At 59.2% G+C, this 21,434-nt stretch carries 16 protein-coding genes and 1 pseudogene; 7 read left to right on the top strand and 10 right to left on the bottom strand.

The features are described 5' to 3' along the window. Nucleotides 1–70 precede the first annotated feature (70 nt). Both J4E00_RS18215 and J4E00_RS18210 read left to right on the top strand, forming a co-directional pair. On the top strand, nt 71–1,387 hold the full coding sequence (locus tag J4E00_RS18215; RefSeq protein ID WP_208176689.1) for an esterase-like activity of phytase family protein: 1,317 nt from the start codon (nt 71–73) through the stop codon (nt 1,385–1,387). A 125-nt stretch (nt 1,388–1,512) separates the two neighbouring features. Continuing rightward, nucleotides 1,513–2,580 (top strand): OmpA family protein, encoded by a 1,068-nt coding sequence (locus J4E00_RS18210; protein WP_208176688.1) that lies wholly within the window; start codon nt 1,513–1,515, stop codon nt 2,578–2,580. Nucleotides 2,581–2,770: 190 nt separating this feature from the next. Here the strand turns inward: J4E00_RS18210 and J4E00_RS18205 are convergent, their stop codons facing one another. The 9 genes from J4E00_RS18205 to J4E00_RS18165 form a co-directional block, all read right to left on the bottom strand. After that, nucleotides 2,771–9,295, bottom strand: coding sequence for an Ig-like domain-containing protein (locus tag J4E00_RS18205; protein ID WP_208176687.1), 6,525 nt, complete (start codon nt 9,293–9,295; stop codon nt 2,771–2,773). Nucleotides 9,296–9,339: 44 nt separating this feature from the next. Then, on the bottom strand, nt 9,340–10,296 hold the full coding sequence (locus J4E00_RS18200; protein WP_208176686.1) for a methionyl-tRNA formyltransferase: 957 nt from the start codon (nt 10,294–10,296) through the stop codon (nt 9,340–9,342). Between the two features lie 222 nt (nt 10,297–10,518). After that, on the bottom strand, nt 10,519–11,055 hold the full coding sequence (locus J4E00_RS18195) for a phage tail protein (protein ID WP_208176685.1): 537 nt from the start codon (nt 11,053–11,055) through the stop codon (nt 10,519–10,521). A gap of 45 nt (nt 11,056–11,100) precedes the next feature. Next, nucleotides 11,101–11,643, bottom strand: a complete 543-nt coding sequence (locus J4E00_RS18190; RefSeq protein ID WP_208176684.1) for a phage tail protein — start codon at nt 11,641–11,643, stop codon at nt 11,101–11,103. Between the two features lie 39 nt (nt 11,644–11,682). Further along, a complete protein-coding gene (locus J4E00_RS18185; protein WP_208176683.1) occupies nt 11,683–12,222 on the bottom strand; it encodes a phage tail protein in 540 nt (179 codons plus the stop codon). A gap of 462 nt (nt 12,223–12,684) precedes the next feature. Continuing rightward, the gene (locus J4E00_RS18180; RefSeq protein WP_208176682.1) at nt 12,685–13,356 is read right to left on the bottom strand and encodes a response regulator transcription factor; all 672 of its coding nucleotides are present in this window, start codon (nt 13,354–13,356) and stop codon (nt 12,685–12,687) included. A 104-nt stretch (nt 13,357–13,460) separates the two neighbouring features. Next, nucleotides 13,461–14,261 carry a sensor histidine kinase gene (locus J4E00_RS18175; protein ID WP_208176681.1) on the bottom strand — a complete coding sequence of 267 codons (801 nt, stop codon included), beginning with the start codon at nt 14,259–14,261 and terminating at the stop codon, nt 13,461–13,463. Beyond that, complete coding sequence (locus J4E00_RS18170; RefSeq protein WP_208176680.1) at nt 14,240–14,863, bottom strand: hypothetical protein; 624 nt, start codon at nt 14,861–14,863, stop codon at nt 14,240–14,242. Before J4E00_RS18170 ends, J4E00_RS18175 begins: the two co-directional genes overlap by 22 nt. Before the next feature lie 94 nt (nt 14,864–14,957). Then, nucleotides 14,958–15,617: a hypothetical protein gene (locus tag J4E00_RS18165; RefSeq protein WP_208176679.1), complete on the bottom strand. Its 660-nt coding sequence runs from the start codon at nt 15,615–15,617 to the stop codon at nt 14,958–14,960. A gap of 458 nt (nt 15,618–16,075) precedes the next feature. Between J4E00_RS18165 and J4E00_RS18160 the strand changes: the two genes are divergently transcribed. After that, nucleotides 16,076–16,642, top strand: coding sequence for a pseudouridine synthase (locus tag J4E00_RS18160; RefSeq protein WP_208176678.1), 567 nt, complete (start codon nt 16,076–16,078; stop codon nt 16,640–16,642). Nucleotides 16,643–16,864: 222 nt separating this feature from the next. On the opposite strand, the pseudogene J4E00_RS18155 reads toward J4E00_RS18160, so the two are convergent. Continuing rightward, a pseudogene (locus tag J4E00_RS18155) lies at nt 16,865–17,200 on the bottom strand (ATP-binding cassette domain-containing protein); the annotation flags it as partial. 201 nt (nt 17,201–17,401) lie between these two features. On the opposite strand from J4E00_RS18155, the gene J4E00_RS29870 reads away from it, so the two are divergent. From J4E00_RS29870 to J4E00_RS18140, 4 genes are all read left to right on the top strand, one after another. After that, nucleotides 17,402–17,536: a hypothetical protein gene (locus tag J4E00_RS29870; RefSeq protein WP_262898437.1), complete on the top strand. Its 135-nt coding sequence runs from the start codon at nt 17,402–17,404 to the stop codon at nt 17,534–17,536. A gap of 211 nt (nt 17,537–17,747) precedes the next feature. Beyond that, on the top strand, nt 17,748–18,374 hold the full coding sequence (locus J4E00_RS18150; protein ID WP_208176677.1) for an FKBP-type peptidyl-prolyl cis-trans isomerase: 627 nt from the start codon (nt 17,748–17,750) through the stop codon (nt 18,372–18,374). Between the two features lie 99 nt (nt 18,375–18,473). Beyond that, nucleotides 18,474–19,148, top strand: a complete 675-nt coding sequence (locus J4E00_RS18145) for a hypothetical protein (RefSeq protein ID WP_208176676.1) — start codon at nt 18,474–18,476, stop codon at nt 19,146–19,148. Nucleotides 19,149–19,260: 112 nt separating this feature from the next. Then, the gene (locus J4E00_RS18140; protein WP_208176675.1) at nt 19,261–21,219 is read left to right on the top strand and encodes a KUP/HAK/KT family potassium transporter; all 1,959 of its coding nucleotides are present in this window, start codon (nt 19,261–19,263) and stop codon (nt 21,217–21,219) included. The last annotated feature ends 215 nt before the right edge of the window (nt 21,220–21,434 follow it).

The following is a 21,434-nucleotide window of genomic DNA, read 5'->3' as shown; positions in this document are numbered from 1 at the left end:
CGCAGAGGCAATACTGAGGAAATACCACCACGAGACTTTTGCGGGATAATTCATTTCCCTTACCCGCATTATGCCACTTAAATTTTACCCGTTGGCTTGCCTTTTTGGCGGAATACTCGTTGGCAGCACGCTGCTCAGCGGTTGCAAGAAAGACGAAGAAACGGGCACCACGGCCATCACCTATCCGGCATATGCGGAGGCGAGCAACCCGCGCGTACTTGCAACGGCTTCCAACGGGACCGTACTTTATAACGGCGGCTTTGGCTCGGCGCTGGCCCAGGACCCGAACGACCCGGCCGTATTTTACCTGCTCACCGACCGCGGGCCCAACGCGGCCGGCTCGGTGGCCAATTCCATCATTTTCGGCAAAGCTGACTTCACCCCCCAGATTGGCAAGTTCCGGATGAAGGACGGGCAGCTGACGCTGGAGCAAACCATCCTGCTGAAAAACGCCGCCGGCCAGCCGCTCACCGGCCTACCCAATCCCATTGGCCAGGGCAACACCGGCGAAACTGCTCTCGACCTCAGCGGTCAGGCCCTCGCGCCTAGCGCCGACGGCATCGACTCGGAAGGCCTCGTGCTGGCCCCGGACGGCTCGTTCTGGATTAGCGACGAGTACGGCCCGCACATCGCGCACTTCGACGCTACTGGCCGGACCCTTGAGCGCATCAACCCATTTGGCACGGGCACGCGCACCCTACCGCTCGTACTGGCCCGCCGCCGTCCCAACCGCGGCATGGAAGGCCTGACCATCACCCCCGATGGCAAAACACTGGTCGGGCTGATGCAGTCGCCGATGTACAACCCCTCGTCGTCGGCCATCTCGGGCTCGCTGGTACTGCGCGTGGTCACGTTCGACATTGCCACCGGCGCTACCAAGCAGTATGCCTATTTGATGGAAAACGCCAGCCTGACCGGATGCAGCGAAATAACGGCCATCACCAATACGACCTTCCTGGCGCTGGAGCGCGATGGCCTCTACGGCGGCAACCCGGCCGCGCCGGCTGCTTTCAAGCGGGTGTATAAGTTCGACCTGGCCGGTGCCACCGATATTTCGGACCCGACCAATGCGGCCGCTGGCAAGCTCTACGGCAGCCAGACGGTGGAACAGCTGAAAGACCGCACGGGCCTGACCACGGCCGGTGTGGTGCCCGTCACCAAAACGCTGGTACTGGACCTGCTGACTGACATTTCGCCAGTTTACCCGCATGACAAGGCCGAGGGCATGACGCTCATTGGCAATGACATGCTGGCTATTTCCAACGATGACGACTTCGGTGTGGTCGACAATGGTCTGAATGGTTTCGCGACCAAAACCCTGCCTGCTACGGGCAAAGTCGACCTCAACCGGATTTACTTCGTGAAGCTCAAAGCCCCGCTCCGCTAAGTCTTTCGGACTTGCCCCAACCCATAAAAAAGGCTGTCGGAAATCATTCCGGCAGCCTTTTTGTATTTCCGCCGTCCGTAGTTGAATCCATTCAATTCCTGATGTTCTACTTACCTTTTGGCGGAATGAAACACAGCTTTTGGTGTGGTCTGGGGGCGCTGCTGCTGGCAGGGCCCGCGCAAGCCCAATCCCTGACGGGCGTATGGCAGGGCGTGGAAACCGAAACGGGCCAGTCTGATGACTACTGGCCGGCGGTGCTGCGCTTGCAGAAGAGCAAGGGCACGGACCTGTTTGGGGTGCTTTACGAGGAAGTGGGCGGCAATCCAGGCATCTCGGCCACCTTCCAGATGAATGGCAAGCGCACGGCGGCCGGCCTGCAATTGGAGCACGGCGAAAAGCTGAACGAAACGGGCCGCCGCCCCGGCACCTACTGGTGCGATGGCAGCATCACCTTTACCTACGACCCTGCTCAGGAAAAGCTGACCGGCCACGCCACCTACCGCCCGAAAGGCGACTGCAGCGTGGGTACCTACACCTTCTACCGCATCAAGCTGAAATCGGCGGCTACCGTGCCGGCCGGGGTCGAAAGCAGCATCCGCGTATCGGGCCGCAACGTGCTTTGGTACGCCGATGCTGAGTTGAAACAGCCCCTCACGGCCGGCAATAACTACCGTACCAAGCTCAGCAAAACGACTACCTTCTACCTCAAGCAAGGTTACTATCCTACTGAGCAAAGTCCGGTGGTACCCATTACCATTCAGGTAACGGGCAAGCCGCCCCAAACGCCGCCCACACCACCGGTAGCTGCCGCGCCACCTGATACTGCCCGGCCCATCCCCGCCCCGGCGCCCATCATTTCGGCCAAGCCGGTGGTACTGCCCACGGTTCTATTCAAGGTAGGCAAACCGGAGCTGCTGCCCGAATCGAGCCCGGCCCTCGACCAGTTGGCCGCCGAAATAAAAAGCCGGCCCGCCCTGAAGCTCCGCGTATCGGGCCACGCCGACCGGGTAGGCGAACCGGAGAAGAACCTCGCGCTATCGGAGCAACGAGCCGAAGCCGTGAAAACCTACTTGGTGAAAGCCGGGGTGGCCGCCGAGCGCATCAGCACCATTGGCTACGGCGATACGCGCCCGCTCTACCCCTCGCCCGACGTCCGCAACCGCCGCGTGGAAGTGGAGGAGATGCCGCAGTGAGTATCGGACTGGAAGAGTGGTAGATACGCCATACCGAGCGTAGCCAAGGCATCTTGCCCGCGCGCCGCTTGTTATCCTAAGCTTGCGCGATAACCGCGCAAGCGTCCCTAAACAATTCAACGCAAAAAGCCCCGGCCTGCATCCGCAAGCCGGGGCTTTTCAACATGGTAGAAATGGTAGAAACAAAAGCTTATTCCACAATCAGCTTTTTCACAATGACGCCGGCCGAAGTGCTCAGGCGTAGCGTGTACACGCCGGTGGCCACGTTGGTGAGCGAAAGCTTGTGTGTGCTCAGCCCAGCGGGCAGCACCTGCTGCGACACTACCCGGCCCAAGGCATCAACCAACGCCGCCGTTACGGGCTGACGACTCAGGTTGCCGGGCAGCTCCACGGCCACGGCCGAGCGGGCCGGGTTCGGGAACACTGCTACCTGGGCGGCCAGCGCAGCCGAAGTGCTCAGGACCTGTGCCGGACCAAAAACCAGCTCGAAGCGCGGCGCGGTGTTGACGGCGTTCATGGTGAAGGTATAGTCGGGGGTCAGGCTCAGGTCGGTAAGGGTGTTGAGCTGCAGGTCGCGCAGCCAAGGCTGGGCACCGGTGGCGAAGTTTTGCAGCTGCGCTGCGTGCAGCGTGTAGGTGCCCGTAGCCGGCAGCCCAATAAAGAGCGGCACCGTCACGGGAGCCGTACCAATCAAGGGCAGGCCATTCACGGCCAGGCTGTTGCCGGCAGCTACCGAAGCCAGGTTCAGACCGGTGGTGTTGGGCAGCTTGGCTGCGTCGTAGTGGTCATCAAGGCCGGCGGTAGCACCTTGCTCGAAGTACACAAAGGCCGCATCGCGGGTACCTTGGGCATCGACCAGCTCCAGCTGCACGGCGGGCCGGGTATCGGCCGTGGAGCGGTTGAAAGTAGGGTTCTGGTAGATGGTGGAGCGCCAGGCGTTCAGAAAGTTGAAGGCAGCCACCGGCTGGCTGACCCGCACAAAGAAGCCCTGCATGGAGCCAATCAGCCCACCCGGCAACGTGCCGAAACCGTTCTGATAGAACTGGTAGGTACCGGTGTACTGGCTGCTGGATTTGAAGACGTACACTGCATCAATTACACCGGTAGGCAGGCCAGTGCGCGCCGAATTCCAGTCGAGCGGAGCCGGATATGGGTTGCCCAGCAGGTGCCAGCCGGCATTGGCCTCGGAGCCCCGGCTGAGGGCGCCCACCGGAACGGTACCCGAGTTGAGCGAGCCCACCAAATCGACCTTGCTGGCCGCGTCAATGTTCACGGTGTAGCCCCGGCCGCGCACCAGTGGGTCGGTCAGGCTGCCGGGCGAGAAGTAGCCGTAGTCGAAGTTCTGCGTGGTGGCATTGGTGCTATTGAGGCGGGATTCATCGTAGCCATACACTGTTGGGAACGGTCTCACAGTATTGCCCACGGTGTTGTAGGCGAGGTTCACCACCGGCATGAAGGTGCTGGTAGCCAAGTCGGCCACGGTGGTGCTGGCTACTGGCGAGCTGTAGTGACGGTAGCCCAGACCGGGATTCAGGTTGGGGTCGATGTAGCGCTGCACGGTGGCGGTGCCAGTTACCACACCGCTGTTGTTCACCACCATAGCGGTGGCCGTGGCGTTCGAGAGCAGGGTGAACGGCTGGCCATTGGTAACCAGGTTGCCGTTGAGGGTGAGCAGGCGCTGCACATCAACCGCCCCGCTTAGCGTAGCCGCCGCGGCGCCCACGGTGAGGTTCCAGAAGCTGGTGCGGCTGCTGCCACCTACGCTTTGGGTGCTGCTGCCCGTCAGGGACACTGTGCCGCCGGTGGCGGCGAAGGTGCCGTTGTTCGTCAGGTTGCCGCTGGATGCCAGCGTACCGCCCGTCTGCGTGAGGGTAGTACCCGCATCCAGCGTGAGGCTGCGCACCGTGGCCGTGCCTGCACCGATGCGGGGGTAGTTGCCATTGCCGGACACGGCAATCACAGCATCGAGCGTGCTGGTGGGCACGCCGGCCGTCCAGTTACCCATCGTGAACCAGTCGTTCGAAACCAGCCCAGTCCAGGTCGTGGCGGTAACGGGCAGCGCGTAAATAATGTTGAATTGTGCGGCAGCTGTATTGCCGTTGCCGGCCGCATCCTGGCTCACGTTGGCGGCCACATTCACCGTGACTGTGCCAACTGCGGTGGGCGTTACGCTGAAGGTGTAGGTTGTGCCGTTTACCGCCGTGAACCCGCTCAGCGTGCCATTGGTGATGGTCACGTCGCCGGCCACAAACCCTGTCACACTCTCCGAGAAAGTCACCGTAAAGGGAATCGGAGCAGTGTTGGTCGTGCTGCCTGAAGCCCCAGCGGTGCTGCTGATAACCACGCTCGGGCTGGTGGCGTCCACCACGAATGTATTCGTGTTGGAGTTCGCACTTACCGTGCTGCCGCTGCTCTGGGCCGTGGCAAAAACGGTGTGGCTGCCATCGGCCAGGTTCGTAGGCTGCGTCAGGCTGAAGGTGCCGCCGGTTGCGGTCGTAGTCCCGATGCTGGTGCCATCCACATACACCGTCACAGTGCTGCCGGCCGGGGCCGTGCCGCTGTAAGCCGGCGTGCGGGTGTTAATCAGACTCCCGTTGGCCGGAAGCGTTACAATTGGAGCTGCGGTGCCGGGCAGGTTATACTGAATGCTGAACTGGCTGGCGGCGGTATTGCCGTTGCCGGCCGCATCCTGGCTCACGTTGGCGGCCACGTTTATGGTCACCGTACCGCTAGCAGTCGGCGTTACGTTGAACGTGTAAGTCGTGCTGTTGACAGCGGTGAAACCGCTCAGGGTGCCGTTGGTAATGGCCACATCGCCGGCTACAAAACCCGTTACGCTCTCTGAGAAAGTCACCGTCACTGGAATTGGGGAGGTGCTGGTCGGGTTCGTTGCCGTACTGCTGATGGCGGTTGTTGGGCTCACCGTATCGACGGTGAAGGTGTTGGTGTTTGAGTTGGGGCTCACGGCCGAGCCGCTGGTCTGGGCCGTGGCCCGCACCGTATGGCTGCCCTGGCTCAGGTTCGTGGGCTGCGCGATGCTGAAGCCGCCAACGCCCGTGGCCGTGGTCGTGCCGATGGCCGTGCCGTCGATGTAGACCGTCACGGTGCTGCCGGCCGGGGCCGTGCCTGTGTAGACCGGCGTGCTGGTGGTCAGCAGGCTGCCGTTGGCCGGCGAAATGACCACAGGAGCGGCCGTTACCGGCTGGCTGTAGGTGATGTTGAACTGGGTAGCTGCCGTGTTGCCGTTGCCGGCCGCGTCCTGGCCCACGTTGGCCGGCACATTCACCGTCACCGCGCCATTGCCGGCGGGCGTTACAGCGAATGTGTAGGTCGTGCCGTTTACCGATGTGAACGCAGCTAGCGTGCCATTTGTGATGGTTACATCGCCGGCAACAAAACCCGTCACGTTCTCCGAAAAGGTCACGGTGAATGGAATGGGCGACGTGCCGGTGGTGCTACCCGAGGCCCCAGCCGTACTGCTGATAACCACGCTTGGACTAGTAGCGTCTACCGTGAACGTATTCGTGTTAGAGTTGGGGCTCACCGCGCTGCCACTGGCTTGGGCCGTGGCGCGCACGGTGTGGCTGCCATCGGTCAGGTTCGTGGGTTGCGTCAGGCTAAACGTACCGCCCGTGGCCGTGGTCGTGCCAATGCTGGCGCCATCGACAAAGACGGTGACGGTGCTGCCGGCCGGGGCCGTGCCGCTGTAAGCCGGCGTGCGGGTACTAATCAGGCTTCCATTGGCCGGGGCTGTCACAACCGGTGCCGCCGTCACCGGCTGGCTGTAGGTGATGTTGAACTGGGTAGCTGCCGTGTTGCCGTTGCCGGCCGCATCCTGGCCCACGTTCGCCGGCACATTTACCGTGACCAGGCCGTTTCCGGCGGGCGTTACAGTGAACGTGTAAGTCGTACCATTTACCGATGTGAAACCACTCAGGGTGCCGTTTGTGATGATTACGTCGCCGGCCACAAAACCCGTTACGCTCTCCGAAAAAGTCACGGTGAAGGGAATCGGCGACGTGTTGGTCGTGCTGCCCGAAGCCCCGGCCGTGCTGCTGATGGCGGTTGTTGGGCTCACCGTATCGACGGTGAAGGTGTTGGTGTTTGAGTTGGGGCTCACGGCCGAGCCGCTGGTCTGGGCCGTGGCCCGCACCGTATGGCTGCCCTGGCTCAGGTTCGTGGGTTGTGTCAGGCTAAACGTACCGCCCGTGGCCGTGGTCGTGCCAATGCTGGCGCCATCGACAAAGACGGTCACGATGCTGCCAGCTGGCGCCGTGCCCGTGTAGCTCGGGGTGTTGGTGGTCAGCAGGCTGCCGTTGGCCGGCGAAATGACCACAGGAGCGGCCGTCACCGGCTGGCTGTAGGTGATGTTGAACTGGGTAGCTGCCGTGTTGCCGTTGCCGGCCGCGTCCTGGCCCACGTTGGCCGGCACATTCACCGTCACCAGGCCATTGCCGGCGGGCGTTACATTAAACGTGTAAGTCGTGCCGTTTACCGCCGTGAAGCCGCTTAGTGTGCCGTTCGTGATGGTGACATCACCGGCCACGAAGCCAGTTACATTCTCCGAGAAGCTCACCGTGAACGGAATAGGCGATGTGCTGGTGGTACTGCCCGAAGTGCCCGCCGTGCTGCTAATGGCCACGCTCGGGCTGGTGGCGTCTACCGTGAAGGTGTTCGTGTTTGAGCTGGCACTAGTTGTACCATTCAGTGTAGCCGTGGCGCGCACCGTGTGGCTACCATCGGTCAGGTTCGTGGGCTGCGTCAGGTTAAACGTACCGCCCGTGGCCGTGGTCGTGCCAATGCTGGTGCCATCGACAAAGACGGTGACGGTGCTGCCGGCCGGGGCCGTGCCGCTGTAAGCCGGCGTGCGGGTATTAATCAGGCTGCCATTGGCCGGAGCCGTCACGACTGGCGGGCTGACAGTACCGGTCACCTGCAACAGGTCGAACGCGAAGTCGGCGGGGTCGTCGTCAATCGACAAATCCAACCGGAAATCCACCAACTGGCCATTTGCAGCGGCGGGCAGGGTGAAGTCAAAATTTTGCAGGGCTTCGGTAAGTGTCGTGCCATTGGGCACGGTGCCGGGGTTATTGGGGTCGGTATCCTGCTGCATCACACCATTGCCAACCGCCGCCGAGTTATTGCCCCGAAATGAGCCAAACAGCGTCCAGGTGCCGGCACTACCACCAGTGCGGTAATACAGCTTAAAGTAGTCTGTGGTCTGAATGCGGCTGCCCACCGACGTAGCGCCCAACCGTATCTGAAAGTGCAGATTGCTGAAGCTGCTGGCATCCACCTGCTGCGTTACCAACCGGCCAATGCGCAGGGGGTCGGGGTTGTTGCCGTTGGCGGTATTCTCCCCGAACCAGTAGTAGGCATTGCTGATGTTGGTGAAAGTGGTGGCGTTGCCGGCCGCGTCGTAGGGGTTGCGGTTGGTGCGCAAAAAAGCTGAGTTGCCCGACGAAACAAACTGATTGGAGCTGTAGCGCAGCCCCTCCCCGTCCGTTGTAAAATCCTCCGTGTAGGGCAGTGCCGCCGCCGCGTTCAGCACCGCTGCCACTGCCACAATGCGGGTCGCGCCGTTGGAGTTGTTGACGCCATCGGTCGTAGTGAACTGCACCAGCCGGTTGCCGCCCGTTGCTGTTACCACGTTGGTGTTTTGGTAGGTTACCGTACGCAACGCCGCCTGGTAGGTGGCCACCGACGCCGTGCCCGTCAGCGTGAGGATGCCAGTTGTAGCATTGTAACTTCTATTGATGCCATTGGCCGGGGTAAAAGCCAGAACATCCTGGCCGGATACAAACCCCGAAGTGAATTGCACAGTGGCACCCGTCAGGTTAGGGCTGTCCGCATCCGAAACTGTAAGGGTGTTGGTTACCTGAGTAGCCGCCTGGCCTTCGGCGTAGGGCAATGGTGCGGTTTCAATATTGGCCATCACCGGCGCAGCGGTGGCGCTCAGCGTGCCCAGCACCTGAATTTTATCGAAGGCCAGCTCCTCGGTGGCACCCACCTGGTCTACTTCCACCCGTACCAGCAAAGAACTGGCCGTCACCGGAATACCGAAGGCAAAGGTGGTCAGCGTTTGGCTCAGAATAGGCGAGTTCGTTGCCACATCGTCTACCGACGAGCCATTGAGGTTGGCATCCTGCCGCCAGTTGCCGGCCACGTTTGCCGCCGGGTTGTCGCCCACAAAGCTCCCAATTGTTGTGTAGGAGAGGCCACCGTTGGTGGAATATTGGATGTTGATTTTGTCGTCGTTTTCAATCTGCAGTGCTGTGGGCCGGGTGCCCTGGGCTAGGTCAATCTTTACTTGCAGGCCAGAATAGCCGGTCGTATTGACCGGGTTTAGTGTAAGCGTCGCCGGGGGCCGGATAATGGTGCTGATGTCGCCGGTGCCCCGCGCCGACTCCGATATCCAGAAGGCCGAGCCCGTGACGTTGCCAATGGTAATCGGCGAGGCATTGGCTCCGAACGACGCCCCCCCCGCCGGGTAAGGGTTCAGCACCGGGTTGGCGGTATTCCGCACGAAGTACTGGGTCAGGCCGTTGTTGTTCGGCGAGGGCGGGTTGTTGGTATTGGCGCGAAAATCAAATGTATTCGAGGTGTAGCGCGTGCCCTCACCGTCGGTTTCGAAGCTTTCGGTTAGCAGGACGGTTTGCGCCCGGACGCCGCCGGTCAGCAGCAGGAGCAGCAAAAGGAGTAGACTATTTTTCATATTTGGTGGGACTATTGAATTAGAAAAGAAGGCAAAACAGTTCATCAGCTGAAGGCGCCGGCGGGCTGGGCGATGGGCAGAGCAGCCAGTATTTCGCCAGCCTGCAGGCCCAGGGTGGCCAGTTGGCCGCCCGTGAAATACCCTTCGTCCAAGGCCACCGCATCAAGGCGCAGCGCCTCACCGGCACCGCAGGCCACTATCAGCCCGTCGGTGGCCGAGGCCAGCAGCACGGTGCCGGGCGGCCCCGGGGCGGGCCCGGCCAGCGGTGTCACACTCAGCAGGCGCAGGGGCTGGCCGCGCAGCAGGGCCAGCGCGCCGCGGTTCCAGGGATTCACGGCCCGCACCAGCCGGTCGAGGTCGAGCGCCGACTCTTCCCAGCGCACGCACACGTCGGCCAGGCTGGGTCGTGGCCAGTAGCGAGCCCGCGTCGGCAACTGCTTCACAGCCGCCAGCGGCGGGCCTTCGCTCCGCAACGCAGCCACTAGTTGCCGGCCCACGCCGATAGCAGCCAGGGCCAACTGGCTGTAGTGCAGGCCGTAGGTGTCGCGCGGCCCAATGGGCACGGGCATAGCCAGCAGCACCGGACCGGTATCGAAGTCAGGCTCCATGCGATGCACGGTCACAGCCCCGGCCGCCTCGCCGTTGCGGATTTGCCAGAACAGGGGCTCCGGTCCGCGGTAGCCCGGCAGCGCGGCAAAGTGCATGTTCAGAAATCCCTCGGGCGGCAAGCCCAGCACGGCAGCCGGAATGCGCCACGGAAACATGAGCACCAGCACCGCCGTGGGCGCCAGGTCGGCCACCCACTCTGCGAGGGCCTCCCCTAGTCCGGCGCGCTGCAACCAGCGCACGGGCAAGCCCAGGTCCTGGACCTGCGCGGCCAACTCTTCCGATTCGGGGCGGTCGGCCCGGGGCATGGCCACCCCGGCCACTGCGTTCTGGGCCATTAGGTCCTGTAGCAGCGGCAAGCCCATTTTACTGCTGATTATAACGGCTAAGCGCATGGTGCTGGGCTAGGTAGGACATCAACTTTGTACACGTATCTGCTTTCTTATCTTGTAGCGCGCAGGGCTGGTATCCCGAAACGGAAGGCGCACCCTGCAGGAAATAGCTTTTTTGATGCGGAGGCCCAACTGACAAGCACTGCAAACAACGATTCCCAAAGCCAGCTCTGACCTTGGGAATCGTTATTTTACAGGACCTCAGGGGCTTTCATCGCGTCTGCCTTAGCCGCGGGAAGGAAATATTCCTTGCAGGCAAATGGCGTAGTTCATGGCGATGTAGGGCTGCCGGTTTTCATGCGGCTGGCTGTTACCCGTAAGGCTAGCGGTGCCGGTAACGGCATTGGCGGCCATCGGGGCATTCTTAGGCCCTTTGCTGTACTGGTTCAGCGTGCCGGTACCGATGTATTCGCCGGTAGGGGCCCCGTTGTCGGTAGCAGTGTCGGGCACCATGGTGCCTTGCACCACGTGGCTATGCGAGGGGAGCTGGGCCGGCAGCAGCGTCTGGCTTTCAACGCCGCCGGTCTGGCCAAGCACGTAGTTGCTCTGGCCCAGCAGTTGGCCCTGGCCGATGGGCACACGCGAGCGCAGGTCGGGCAGGTTGAAGGTAGTTTGGCCGTTGCCGCCGTAGGTGGTGCCTAACAGGGAGAACAACGCCTGGTTCTGCGCAATGGGCAGCGTCTGGCCTTGGCAAAGCATCCAGCCTTTGGGGGCATAGCCAAAGCCAATGGGCCGCAACTCGCCGAGAAATGATTCATTCATGATAAATACGAAGCGAAAAAGTGAATGAAAAAGCGGTTTCCAGTGCTAGGGTTGCGATGGGAAAATGCCCTCAGTGGCTATGATGTAGTTCAGCGCCAGTACCGGCTGGATGTTGTTGTGCGGCTGGTTGCCGCCTACTGGCAGGGCCTGGCCGCTCACGGCACCAGCACCCAGCGCAACGTTCTCCGTAGGGGCTGTGGCGTAAAAGCCTTGGCTGCTGGCGGCGGGGTACGCGCCCACCGGGTCGTTCTGCCCGGCCCCCTGGGTGGTGCCATTAAGCTGCCCCGAAAACGGGTGCCCGTGCGAAGCCAGGTTGTTGAGGGTCAGGGTGACATTTTCGACGCCGCCCATCTGGCCAGGGGTGTAGTTCGATAGCCCCGGGCCTGCCCCGGTGCCGGGTACGATGCGCCCCCGGAAATCCGGCACGGCAAACGTGTTTTGGCCGTCGCCGCCGTAGGTAGTACCCAGCAGCATGAAAAGGGTATCGTATTCGGAAATGGGCAGGAGCTGGCCCGCGCAGGGCACCCAGCCCGGAGGCGCAAATGTGAAGCCCACGATGCGGATTTCACCAATAGTAGGAGTTGACATGGCTATGGATATCTGGGAATCGTGAAGAAAGAAACCTGCTTAGGACCGCTGAGGGAACACGCCTTGCAGGGCAATACAGTAGTTGAGCGCCAGGAACGGCATGCGGTTCTCATGCGACTGGCCGCTACCGGTAGCAGCCGTTTGGCCGGTCACCAGGTCGGCGGCCATGGGCTGGCCTCCGCCGGGGTTCTCACTGTACTGGGCGCTCGAAGCAGCGGCCAGATAGCCATTGACGGGGGTACTAACCGTGCCCAGCGCCGAATTGGCAGCTACCGTACCCTTAACGGCGTGCATGTGAGCAGGCATTTGGGTTGTTAGCAGCGTTACACCTTCCGTACCAGTCACTTCGCCCTGTGTATAGTTGCTGGTGCCAGGGCCCTGCCCCACCCCGAGCGCGGCCCGGCCGCGCAGGTCAGGCAAGGCAAAAGAGGTGCGGCCATCGCCACCATACTGCGTACCAAGCAGCGAGAACAGCGCCGTATTCTGGCTGATGGGAATCAGCTGGCCTTGGCAGAATGCCCAGCCGCGCGGGGGGAAATTGATTGCCATCAGGCGAATTTCTCCAAGAAAAGGGTCCATGGTATTGGGGAGGGAAATGGGAGAAAAAGGCGTCGGCAGTGTACCGAAACCGGAATAAATACACGGCACCGTAACCCTCACGCATGGTCCTTCGGCGGCTTTAGCAAGCGGCACGGGAGTACTGTCAAGCCGCTATGCGGGATGCGAGCAAATGACCCAAAATCGTGAGCGTATCAATAAAACAGCCGAGATAAAATCAGCAGTTTTACCAAAAGGAAGCCCTGAGAAAAGCCGGAATCGGCCAGGGCGAAGAAGAAGCCAGGTGTGTTTTCGAAAGGAAGTGCGGAGCGAAGAAGCGTCTACCAGTGCCTCATTCAGTGATGCGAAATAGCAGGTTCCAGATGGGCTATTTCAGCGTAGAAATACCTGGTTTTAAAACCAGGTATTTCTACGTGGATGAAGCAGCGGTTTACACAAAATACAATCGATTGACTAAAAGTGCATTATCTATAATGACACTTCTTAGGAATCGAGTAGCCCGTGTCGGGCGGCGTATACCACCAGCCCGGCCGAGTTGGGCGCGCTGGTTTTTTCCAGGAGGTTCTGGCGGTGCCCTTCCACGGTCCGCCGGCTGATAAAGAGCCGAGACGCTATTTCAGCCGCAGTGCGGCCTTCACAAATCAGGCGCAATACCTCTTCCTCGCGCGGAGTAAGCTGCACCAGGTCGGGCAGGCGGGTAGTGGCAGGCTGGCGGGTGGGCTGCTGCACGCCCCGCATGAGGGCGCGCGAAATACGGGGGGTGAAGTGGTGGCCGGTTATCAGCACGTCTTCAATGGCCTGGCGCAGCTCGTCCTGGTCGGCATCCTTGGGCAGGTAGCTACGGGCCCCAAGCCGCATCATTTGGGTGATGAACTTATCGGCCGACAGCATCGTCAGCACAATAATTTTCAAATCCTTAAATTCGTCAAGCAGCAGCTTTGCTGCCTCGGGACCGTCCATGCCAGGCATTTGCAGGTCGAGGAGCAGCACATCGGGCTGGCGCTCGCGGCAGCAAACCAGTAGCTCGGAAAGAGTAGCGGTTTCAACTACTTCTGCTACGTAGGGAAGGGCGCTGAGAATGTAGCGCAGGCCCTGCCGAAACATGGGATGGTCGTCAAGCAGCGCTATCCGGACCGGAAAATCGATGGCAGACATGGCAGAGGAAAATAAACTTGGGTGGGAAAGGAATGATAAGTAACATATTCGGCACCAAACACCTGGTCACTTCATTTGCATCGCCAGAGTGATTATACAGCTGCTTAGGCGGATGCAGGAATAGGCAACTCGATGACGATGCGGGTACCCAGGGACGGTTCGTGGCGCAGCTGGGCTTGCAGCATCTGCACCCGCACATGGATACTGCGCAGGCCAATGCCTTCAATGAAAGGCCCCTCGGAATCGGCAGCGGTAAACCCGCAGCCGTTGTCTTCCACAATGAGCGTAAGCAAGGCCGCCGTCTGGCGGAGCTGGACCGTGAGCAGCGTGGCATCACGGGCGTGCTTGAGGGCGTTGTGCATCAGCTCCTGGCAGATGCGATAAAGGGCCAATTCCTGGGCCAGGGCCAGCGGCCGGGGGTAATCTAGGTCAAGCTCAATGGTGAGGGTAGCAGTTTCGTTGCATACATCCACCAGGTGCTGAATTGCCTCGGCCAGACCGAAACGGGCCAGCACGGCCGGGTATAGACTGTGCGATACACTGCGCACGTCCTGTACAGCCGTGCTCATTATTTCCTTTACCAGGGCTAGTACGTTGCTGGGTTCTTCGGTGGAGTTTTTGACGTCCAGTCGATTCACCAACATCTTGGCCATGGCAATGGTGGACCCGATGCCGTCGTGCAGGTCGCGCCCGATGCGTTCCCGCTCCCGCTCCTGGGCCTCGATAACGGCCGTGAGCAGCTGCTGCTGGTAGGTGGCTTCGATGGTGCGCTGCTGGAGCTGCTGCCGGAGCAGCCGCTTTTGGTAAGTAACCAGAAAAATCAGCAGTGCCCCCGCCGAAAGCAGCATAAACCCAATGCCGCCAAACAGCAGCTGGCTAAAGGCTACTTCTGCGGGCGCATCCATAGGGCCAGGCTGTAGCAGCTATAGAGCAACATGTAGAGCAGGGCGTGAACGGCCCAGATAGTCAGGTTCAGTTCCTTGGAATAGCGCAGCAGGTAGTTGCTGAACAGCGCAATCTGCACATACCCCAGAAAATAAATAAAGAGACCAGTCGAAATCCAAAACATGGGTTCTTGCTCCAGGCGACGCACCACGAGCTCATTGAGCAGCTTGCGAAAGTACGCCCCAACAATAAGGAGCACCAAAACGCTTTGCACTACTTGCTGGCCCGGCCGAAACTGAGTCGGCAGCGAAGTCTGCAGGCTGTCGAATAGCGCGTAAATGGTAAAGCTGCCTACCAGCCAGGGCATCAGCCGCGAAAAGAAAGCGGACTGCAATGCTTCGCGGTATACCAAGGCCAATAGGCAGAATTCACCAACGGTGTAAATAGGCATCAAAAACAAGTTGGGTCGATGCTGTTCCCGCAACACACGCGTAATGACCTCCAGAATCAGCACGAAGCCGATGAGCCAGACCAACAAACGTAAGCCCCGACGCAACTGATGGTAGCGCACCAACCCGATACCCAAAGCCAACACAACCGGAACGGGTGCCAGTTGAATCAATACTGCCTGAAAAGAAAGAGGAGATGTATTGACCACTACAACGAATGCCCGGTTTCACCCCTATAGGTGAATGTCAGCTTTTTGGATTAGAGGATTAGCACAGAGGCGGGCACGGAGCCGACATGTCGTAGAAGGGGTCACTGGAGCCTTGCTGGCCACTCACGCGCAGCACCAGCCCGAAGGTTTGGGTTAACTTGTCACCTTCAGCGGTACCGCGATAGTATTCGTGCAGGCCAAAATGCACCAGCAGGATTTCGCCGTCTATCTTGGGTAAGTCGTAAAACAGGGCCAGAAAATCATTCACATCGAAGGCATAGCCTTGTAGCGGCGCGTCGGGCATGCTGCTCGTAAACATGTCGCTCGTCACCGGCTGGTCATTGCTCCAGCACTCCAGCCATTTTTCGGCCAGCACGTCGGGCACTTCCGCGCCGGGCAATCCGGGCACCTGTGAGAGATTGCCGGCACCGTAGTACGACGACAGCCTGTTGCGCTCGGCATCGGCCGCATACAGGGCCAGCGTAAATTTTAACCCATCGCTCGTAATCAAGAACTTCGCCATGATGTAGTGGGCACCCACTACCGATACTAACTGCTGAATTTGCTCCATGGTGAAGCTCACCGAAAGCAGCTTGCCGCTATCCGTCTGAAAGCCCTGATTCAGTTCTGCATTGTTGCCCACTACTGTTAGCCAGTTGGCGGCATACTCGTTGAAAACATCTTGGCTAATGATGCCTGAAGGGAAATTGTTGGTCATAGAAAAAGAGGAAAAAGAGTGATTAAGCAGTTCAAAGGTAGAAGGCTGTCCGAAACGCGGCGAGGAAAGTCGCCGGCTTTGACATAGCAGGCAATTATTTTTTACTTATTTATTTGATGTAAAGCACTTTACTTACTTTAGCAAACATATATTTGTCCTCATTGCGGCCAGCAACAGGCTCAACCGTCGGCTACCTTGCCACAAGCTGGTTTTGCTGACTCAAAGCATAATTACAGCCGCAAATGACCGGCTTTTATCCTGCCCCTGTACACGTATAAATACCTGGTTTTAAAACCACGTATTCCTACCTGGTATCCTTCATATTGCCCGTTTTGGGGCAAGGCGGTCTCAAACCCAACCCACAGGTAATGAATGCACTGGCCATGAATCCCTTCCTATGCCTTGGTAAGCCCGGTGCCTGCTCCTATCATTGTGCCACTACCCCACCCCTTGTCTGCATGCCGCATCAGCATTTTCTCATTCATAAGCCCTACGGTTACCTCAGCCAGTTTGTGGGCGAAGCCAAGAAGAAAAAACTGGGCGAATTCCACGATTTTCCGGCGGGTATCATGGCCATTGGCCGGCTTGATGAGGACAGCGAGGGCCTGCTCCTGCTCACCACCGACGGCCGCATGAGCGAGCTGGTGCGCAGCTGCCACTTTGAGAAGGAATATTACTGCCAAGTCGATGGCCTGATTACCGATGCCGCCATCGCGCAGCTGCAGGCCGGCGTCGAAATCGGCATTCACGGCGTGAAATACCAGACCACGCCCTGCGCCGCCCACCGCCTCGACCCTGCCCCCACTTTCGCACCGCGCACCCGCAAAATCCGCGACGACCGGCACGGGCCTACTTCCTGGGTCTCCATCACCCTCACCGAAGGCAAGTTCCGCCAAATTAGAAAGATGACCGCCGCCGTAGGCTTTCCCACCCTCCGCTTGATGCGCGTGCGGGTAGGCGGAATCTGGCTGGGCGACTTAGCGCCGGGCGCAGTGATAGAAGTGGAGGGATTTGGGGTTGAATAGTTGCCCCTCTGCCACATGCCGCGAAGCGTAGTAAGCTATTTCGAAGCGTAGTAAGCTATTTCAATGCCATGGGATTAGAACCGGCTTTCTTCTCATCAACAAATTTCACATTTCACATTGTCGAAATAATACCGTTCAATCAGCTTTTGATAAGGGTCGACGCCGGCTTTTGCGGGCTTTACATTCACCAGCGCACGTAGTCGCCATCGGGGCCGAAGTCGGCTTGGTTGTGGCCGCGTCCCGGATGCCCTTAAGGCCGGCGAAATAATCGAGCAGCACCTTGGCCGAGATGCTGGGATATAGGCCAAGCTCCTAGGGCAGATGGCCCAGCACGCGGCGCACAGCATCTTTTTCCGTCAGTACATTGACATCACCGAGCGTGATGCTGCTACTATCCGGCTCCTGCAAGGTGGCGATGGTGCGCATCAGCGAGCTTTTGCCGGCCCCGTTGGGTCCCAGCAGGCCGAACATGCCATTGGGAATGGTTAGTGAAACGTCGCGCAGGGCGCGCACCCCGTTGCCATAGATTTTGGAAAGGTTTTGTATCGAAAGGCACACGCCGTTAATCCGTTAGACGGAGTGACTTAGCAAAAGTATCACTACTCCAGGTGCGATATATTAGAAAATATCTCTTCTTTATTTCTATTTGTGACAGCACTTGGTATTTTATGCTGCATGCCTAACATATTCTCACTTTCGTGCGTATCTTTGCGCCAGAATTCCCCTCGACCTATCCGCTAAAATCAACTCCCCGACAATATGAAAAAGACCACTGCTTTCTCCGTTTCTTCGCTGCTGCTTTTGGGCGGCGTGAGCTACTTGGCTGCCAAACTGGCTGACCTGGACCTGACGTTCTTCTTCGATGGTGACGACGACCACGCGCACTATTGCTAGACTGATTTATTGCTAACTTGCACACTGTTCCCACTATTTCCGCAAAGAGCCCGGCCATTTGGCCGGGCTTTTTGTTTAACAATTCGGCCATTCCGACCGGCCACGGCGGTTCGGCGCGGCTTTTGGAACTTTGCCCCCGCAACGGCGTAACCCGTTGAGCTATTTTTTCACCGGCTGCGCTGCTGCAGCCCCTACGCACCCTGGTTTTTATATGAACCTCGATTCCCACCAAGCTCAGGTGAGCTACATCATTGGCCGCGACCTGGCCCGCAACTTTGCCCAGCAAGGCCTCGACCTGGATGTGGACGTACTGGCCGGCGCCCTTAAAGAAGGCCTACAGGGCCTCCCCAGCCGCCTGACCCAAGAACAAATGCAGGCCGCCATGCAACAGCTCCAGGAGCAGATGGGCGGCGCTGAAGACGAAACCAACCAAGACACGGACACCATGAACAACAAAGCCGAAGGCGAAGCCTTCCTCGCCCAAAACGCCCAGAAAGCCGGCGTTACCACCCTGCCCAGCGGGCTGCAATACGAGGTAATCACGGAGGGCACCGGCGCCAAGCCTACCCTGCGTTCGTCGGTAACCACGCACTACCACGGCACCCTCATCAACGGCACTGTGTTCGACAGTAGCTACCAGCGCGGCCAGCCTGCTACCTTCCCGGTAAATGGCGTAATCGCCGGCTGGACAGAAGCCCTGCAGTTGATGGCTGAAGGCTCGAAATACCGTCTCTACATCCCCTCCGACCTGGCCTACGGCAAGCGCGGTGCGGGCCGCGACATTCCGGGCGATACCGCGTTGATTTTCGACGTGGAGCTGCTAAAAGTGAACAACTGAGGGACCGTTGGGGCGAGGGCTAAGGCTTTCGCCCCAACAACCACGGCCGCGCCCATTTGGTCGCGCCCAACTCTTACCCAACCGGCTGTTGCTGCGCCCATGAACACTCCCGAAGCCCAGCCCCAGGCGGAACCGTCCAACGTGGCCCCGGAACTTTCTTCCGGGGCTTCTTTGCGCCCGGCATCCGCCGATGGCGTCTACGTTGTCCCACAACCTGACGCCGTTCCCAACCCTGAGCCGTTCCCCGAGTTGCCCCCGCTCCCACCCATTGCCAGCGACGACGGCCGCGTGCGGCTCACCGACAAAACCCTGACCGTGCTGGGCCGGGAGTTTCTGCTGATGGAACTGGAGCGGGTTGATGTCACACCTGTGAAGTGGATTCTGTGGTATCTGCTTGGCGCGCTGGGACTGGCGTTTGTGATGATTGCCTTCCTGCAAAACTGGCTGCATACCGGCCCGGCCATGTTGGGCATGGCTCTCACGGCCTTGTTGTTGGCCTATGGGCACCGCGGCACCAATCGCCTCCGTTTGCACTGCCTGGGCCGCGAGATGGTCAACTTTGCCCTGCCTGGCGAAACGCCGCCCTGGCAGCGCCTCATGGCCGAAGTGAACCGCCGTATCTACCGTGTGCACGACCACGCCGCCCGCGAGGCTGCTGCCATGCTCGCCGCTGCCGACGAGGCCGCCCGGCAGGCCGCTCTGGCTGCTCAAGCCGCGCAAGTGGCTGCACAAACGGGTGAGCAAACAAATAATAACCCGCTGACTTTCAATTAAAGCTACTTTCGTGGCCCGATGCCGTAAGCGCATTCCGGTTGCTTGGCTGCTACCTTCGCGCGCCGTAATTCCTTGTGTAGCTTAATCGGCGGTATAGTTTTTACCCTTTCGTATGGATTCTAAACACTCGCACAACGCCATTTCCGGGGCGGGGCTGCTCATTGCCTTGGGCATCATCTACGGCGACATCGGCACCTCGCCACTCTACGTAATGTCGTCCATCCTGAAAAGCGGCCGCATACCGGACCTGATTGACGAACACCTGATTCTGGGCGGCATTTCCTGCGTAATCTGGACGCTCACGCTTCAAACCACCGTCAAGTATGTGCTACTGACGTTGAATGCCGATAACAACGGGGAAGGCGGGATTTTCTCACTCTACGCCCTGGTGCGGCGGCGCGGGGCCTGGCTCTCAGCCGTGGCCATCATTGGGGGTGCGTCGTTGCTGGCCGATGGGGTTATTACGCCCCCGATTTCGGTATCATCGGCGGTCGAAGGGTTGAAAGCGGTGTTTCCGCAGCTCACCCAGGACATGGTCGTTTACATTGTCATTGGCATTATCGCCGGCTTGTTTCTTCTGCAAAGCTTTGGTACTCAGATTGTCGGCAAAGCATTTGGGCCCATCATGCTGTTGTGGTTTACCATGCTGGGCGTGCTGGGCGTTTCCTGGATTGTGCAGAACCCATCCATTCTGAAGGCCGTCAACCCCTACTACGCCTACGATTTGCTGGCCCGCTACCCGGGCGGCTTCTGGCTGCTGGGCTCGGTGTTCCTCTGCACTACCGGAGCCGAGGCTCTGTATTCCGACCTGGGCCACTGTGGCAAAGGCAACATCCGCATCAGCTGGACCTTTGTAAAAACCACGCTGCTGCTCAATTATTTGGGCCAGGGTGCTTGGCTGCTGAGCCATCTCGGGCAGAAGCTTGACGGCCGTAATCCGTTTTATGAGCTGATGCCATCCTGGTTCCTGCTCATCGGCATTGGCATTGCCACCATTGCGGCCATCATTGCCTCGCAGGCACTCATCACAGGCTCATTCACGCTGGTAGCGGAGGCTATCCGCCTGAATATGTGGCCGAAAGTGAAGCTCAACTACCCTACCGACGTGAAAGGCCAGCTTTTCGTGCCCAGCATGAACCGGCTGCTGCTGCTCGGCTGCATTGGCGTGGTGCTGTACTTCCGGGAGTCGACAAACATGGAAGCGGCTTACGGCCTAGCCATTACGCTCACTATGTTGATGACCACCATTTTGCTCACCATGTGGCTGAAAATGAAGAAGGTGGCATTGCCGCTGATTATTCTGTTCGCGCTGGTATACGGCATCATCGAAGGCTCCTTCCTGATAGCCAACCTGGTGAAATTCCCGCACGGCGGCTGGGTGTCGCTGGCCATTGGCTCAACGCTAATGGGCGTGATGTACGTGTGGCTGAAGTCGTACTTTATCAAGCGCCGCCTCACCGAATTTGTGCGGCTGGAGCCTTATGTGGATGCCCTCAAACAGCTCAGCGACGACGAATCCATCCCGAAATACTCGACCCATCTGGTGTTCCTGACCTCGGCCGAGCGAAATACGGAAATCGAGCAGAAAATCATCTATTCCATCTTCCAGAAGCGGCCTAAACGCGCTGATATCTACTGGTTTATCCACGTTGAAACAACCGATGAGCCGTACACCATGGAATATAAAGTGACCGAAGTAGCGAAGGACGACGTGTTCCGCATCAACTTCCGGCTGGGCTTCCGGGTGCAGCAGCGTATCAACCTCTACTTCCGCAAGGTGATTGAGGACTTGGTCCGCAATAAGGAAGTGGACATCACTTCACGTTACGAGTCGCTTAACAAGCAACACGTTACCGGTGATTTCCGCTTCGTCGTGCTGGAAAAGTTCCTCTCGGTTGAGAACGACTTCCCCACCGTCGAGAAGCTGGTGATGCAGGCTTACTTCTACATTCGTCAGTTCATTGCTTCTGAGGACCAATACTTTGGTCTGGATACTTCATCAGTAAAGGTTGAGAAGGTACCGCTCGTAATTGCGCCGGTGCGCGAAGTAGCACTGAAGCGGATTAAGTAATTCACAGTTGCGAAGTGGCTCTGTAGGGTGACCGGTTTGACTTCCTCATCGGAGACGAAAAAAGCCGCGTAGCAGTGACAGACTACCGACTGGTTCTGTCACCGCTACGCGGCTTTATCTATTTATACCCTAGTTCTCTGCTGTCGCTATGCGGCTTACTCCGCAGCTTTGGACTAGAATAGTACCGAAGTCGATGTACAGGCCCCACGCAGTAG

This window comes from Hymenobacter negativus (assembly GCF_017571495.1).
Classification (GTDB): Bacteria; Bacteroidota; Bacteroidia; order Cytophagales; family Hymenobacteraceae; genus Hymenobacter; species Hymenobacter negativus.
This window is presented reverse-complemented; position numbering and strand designations above follow the sequence as displayed.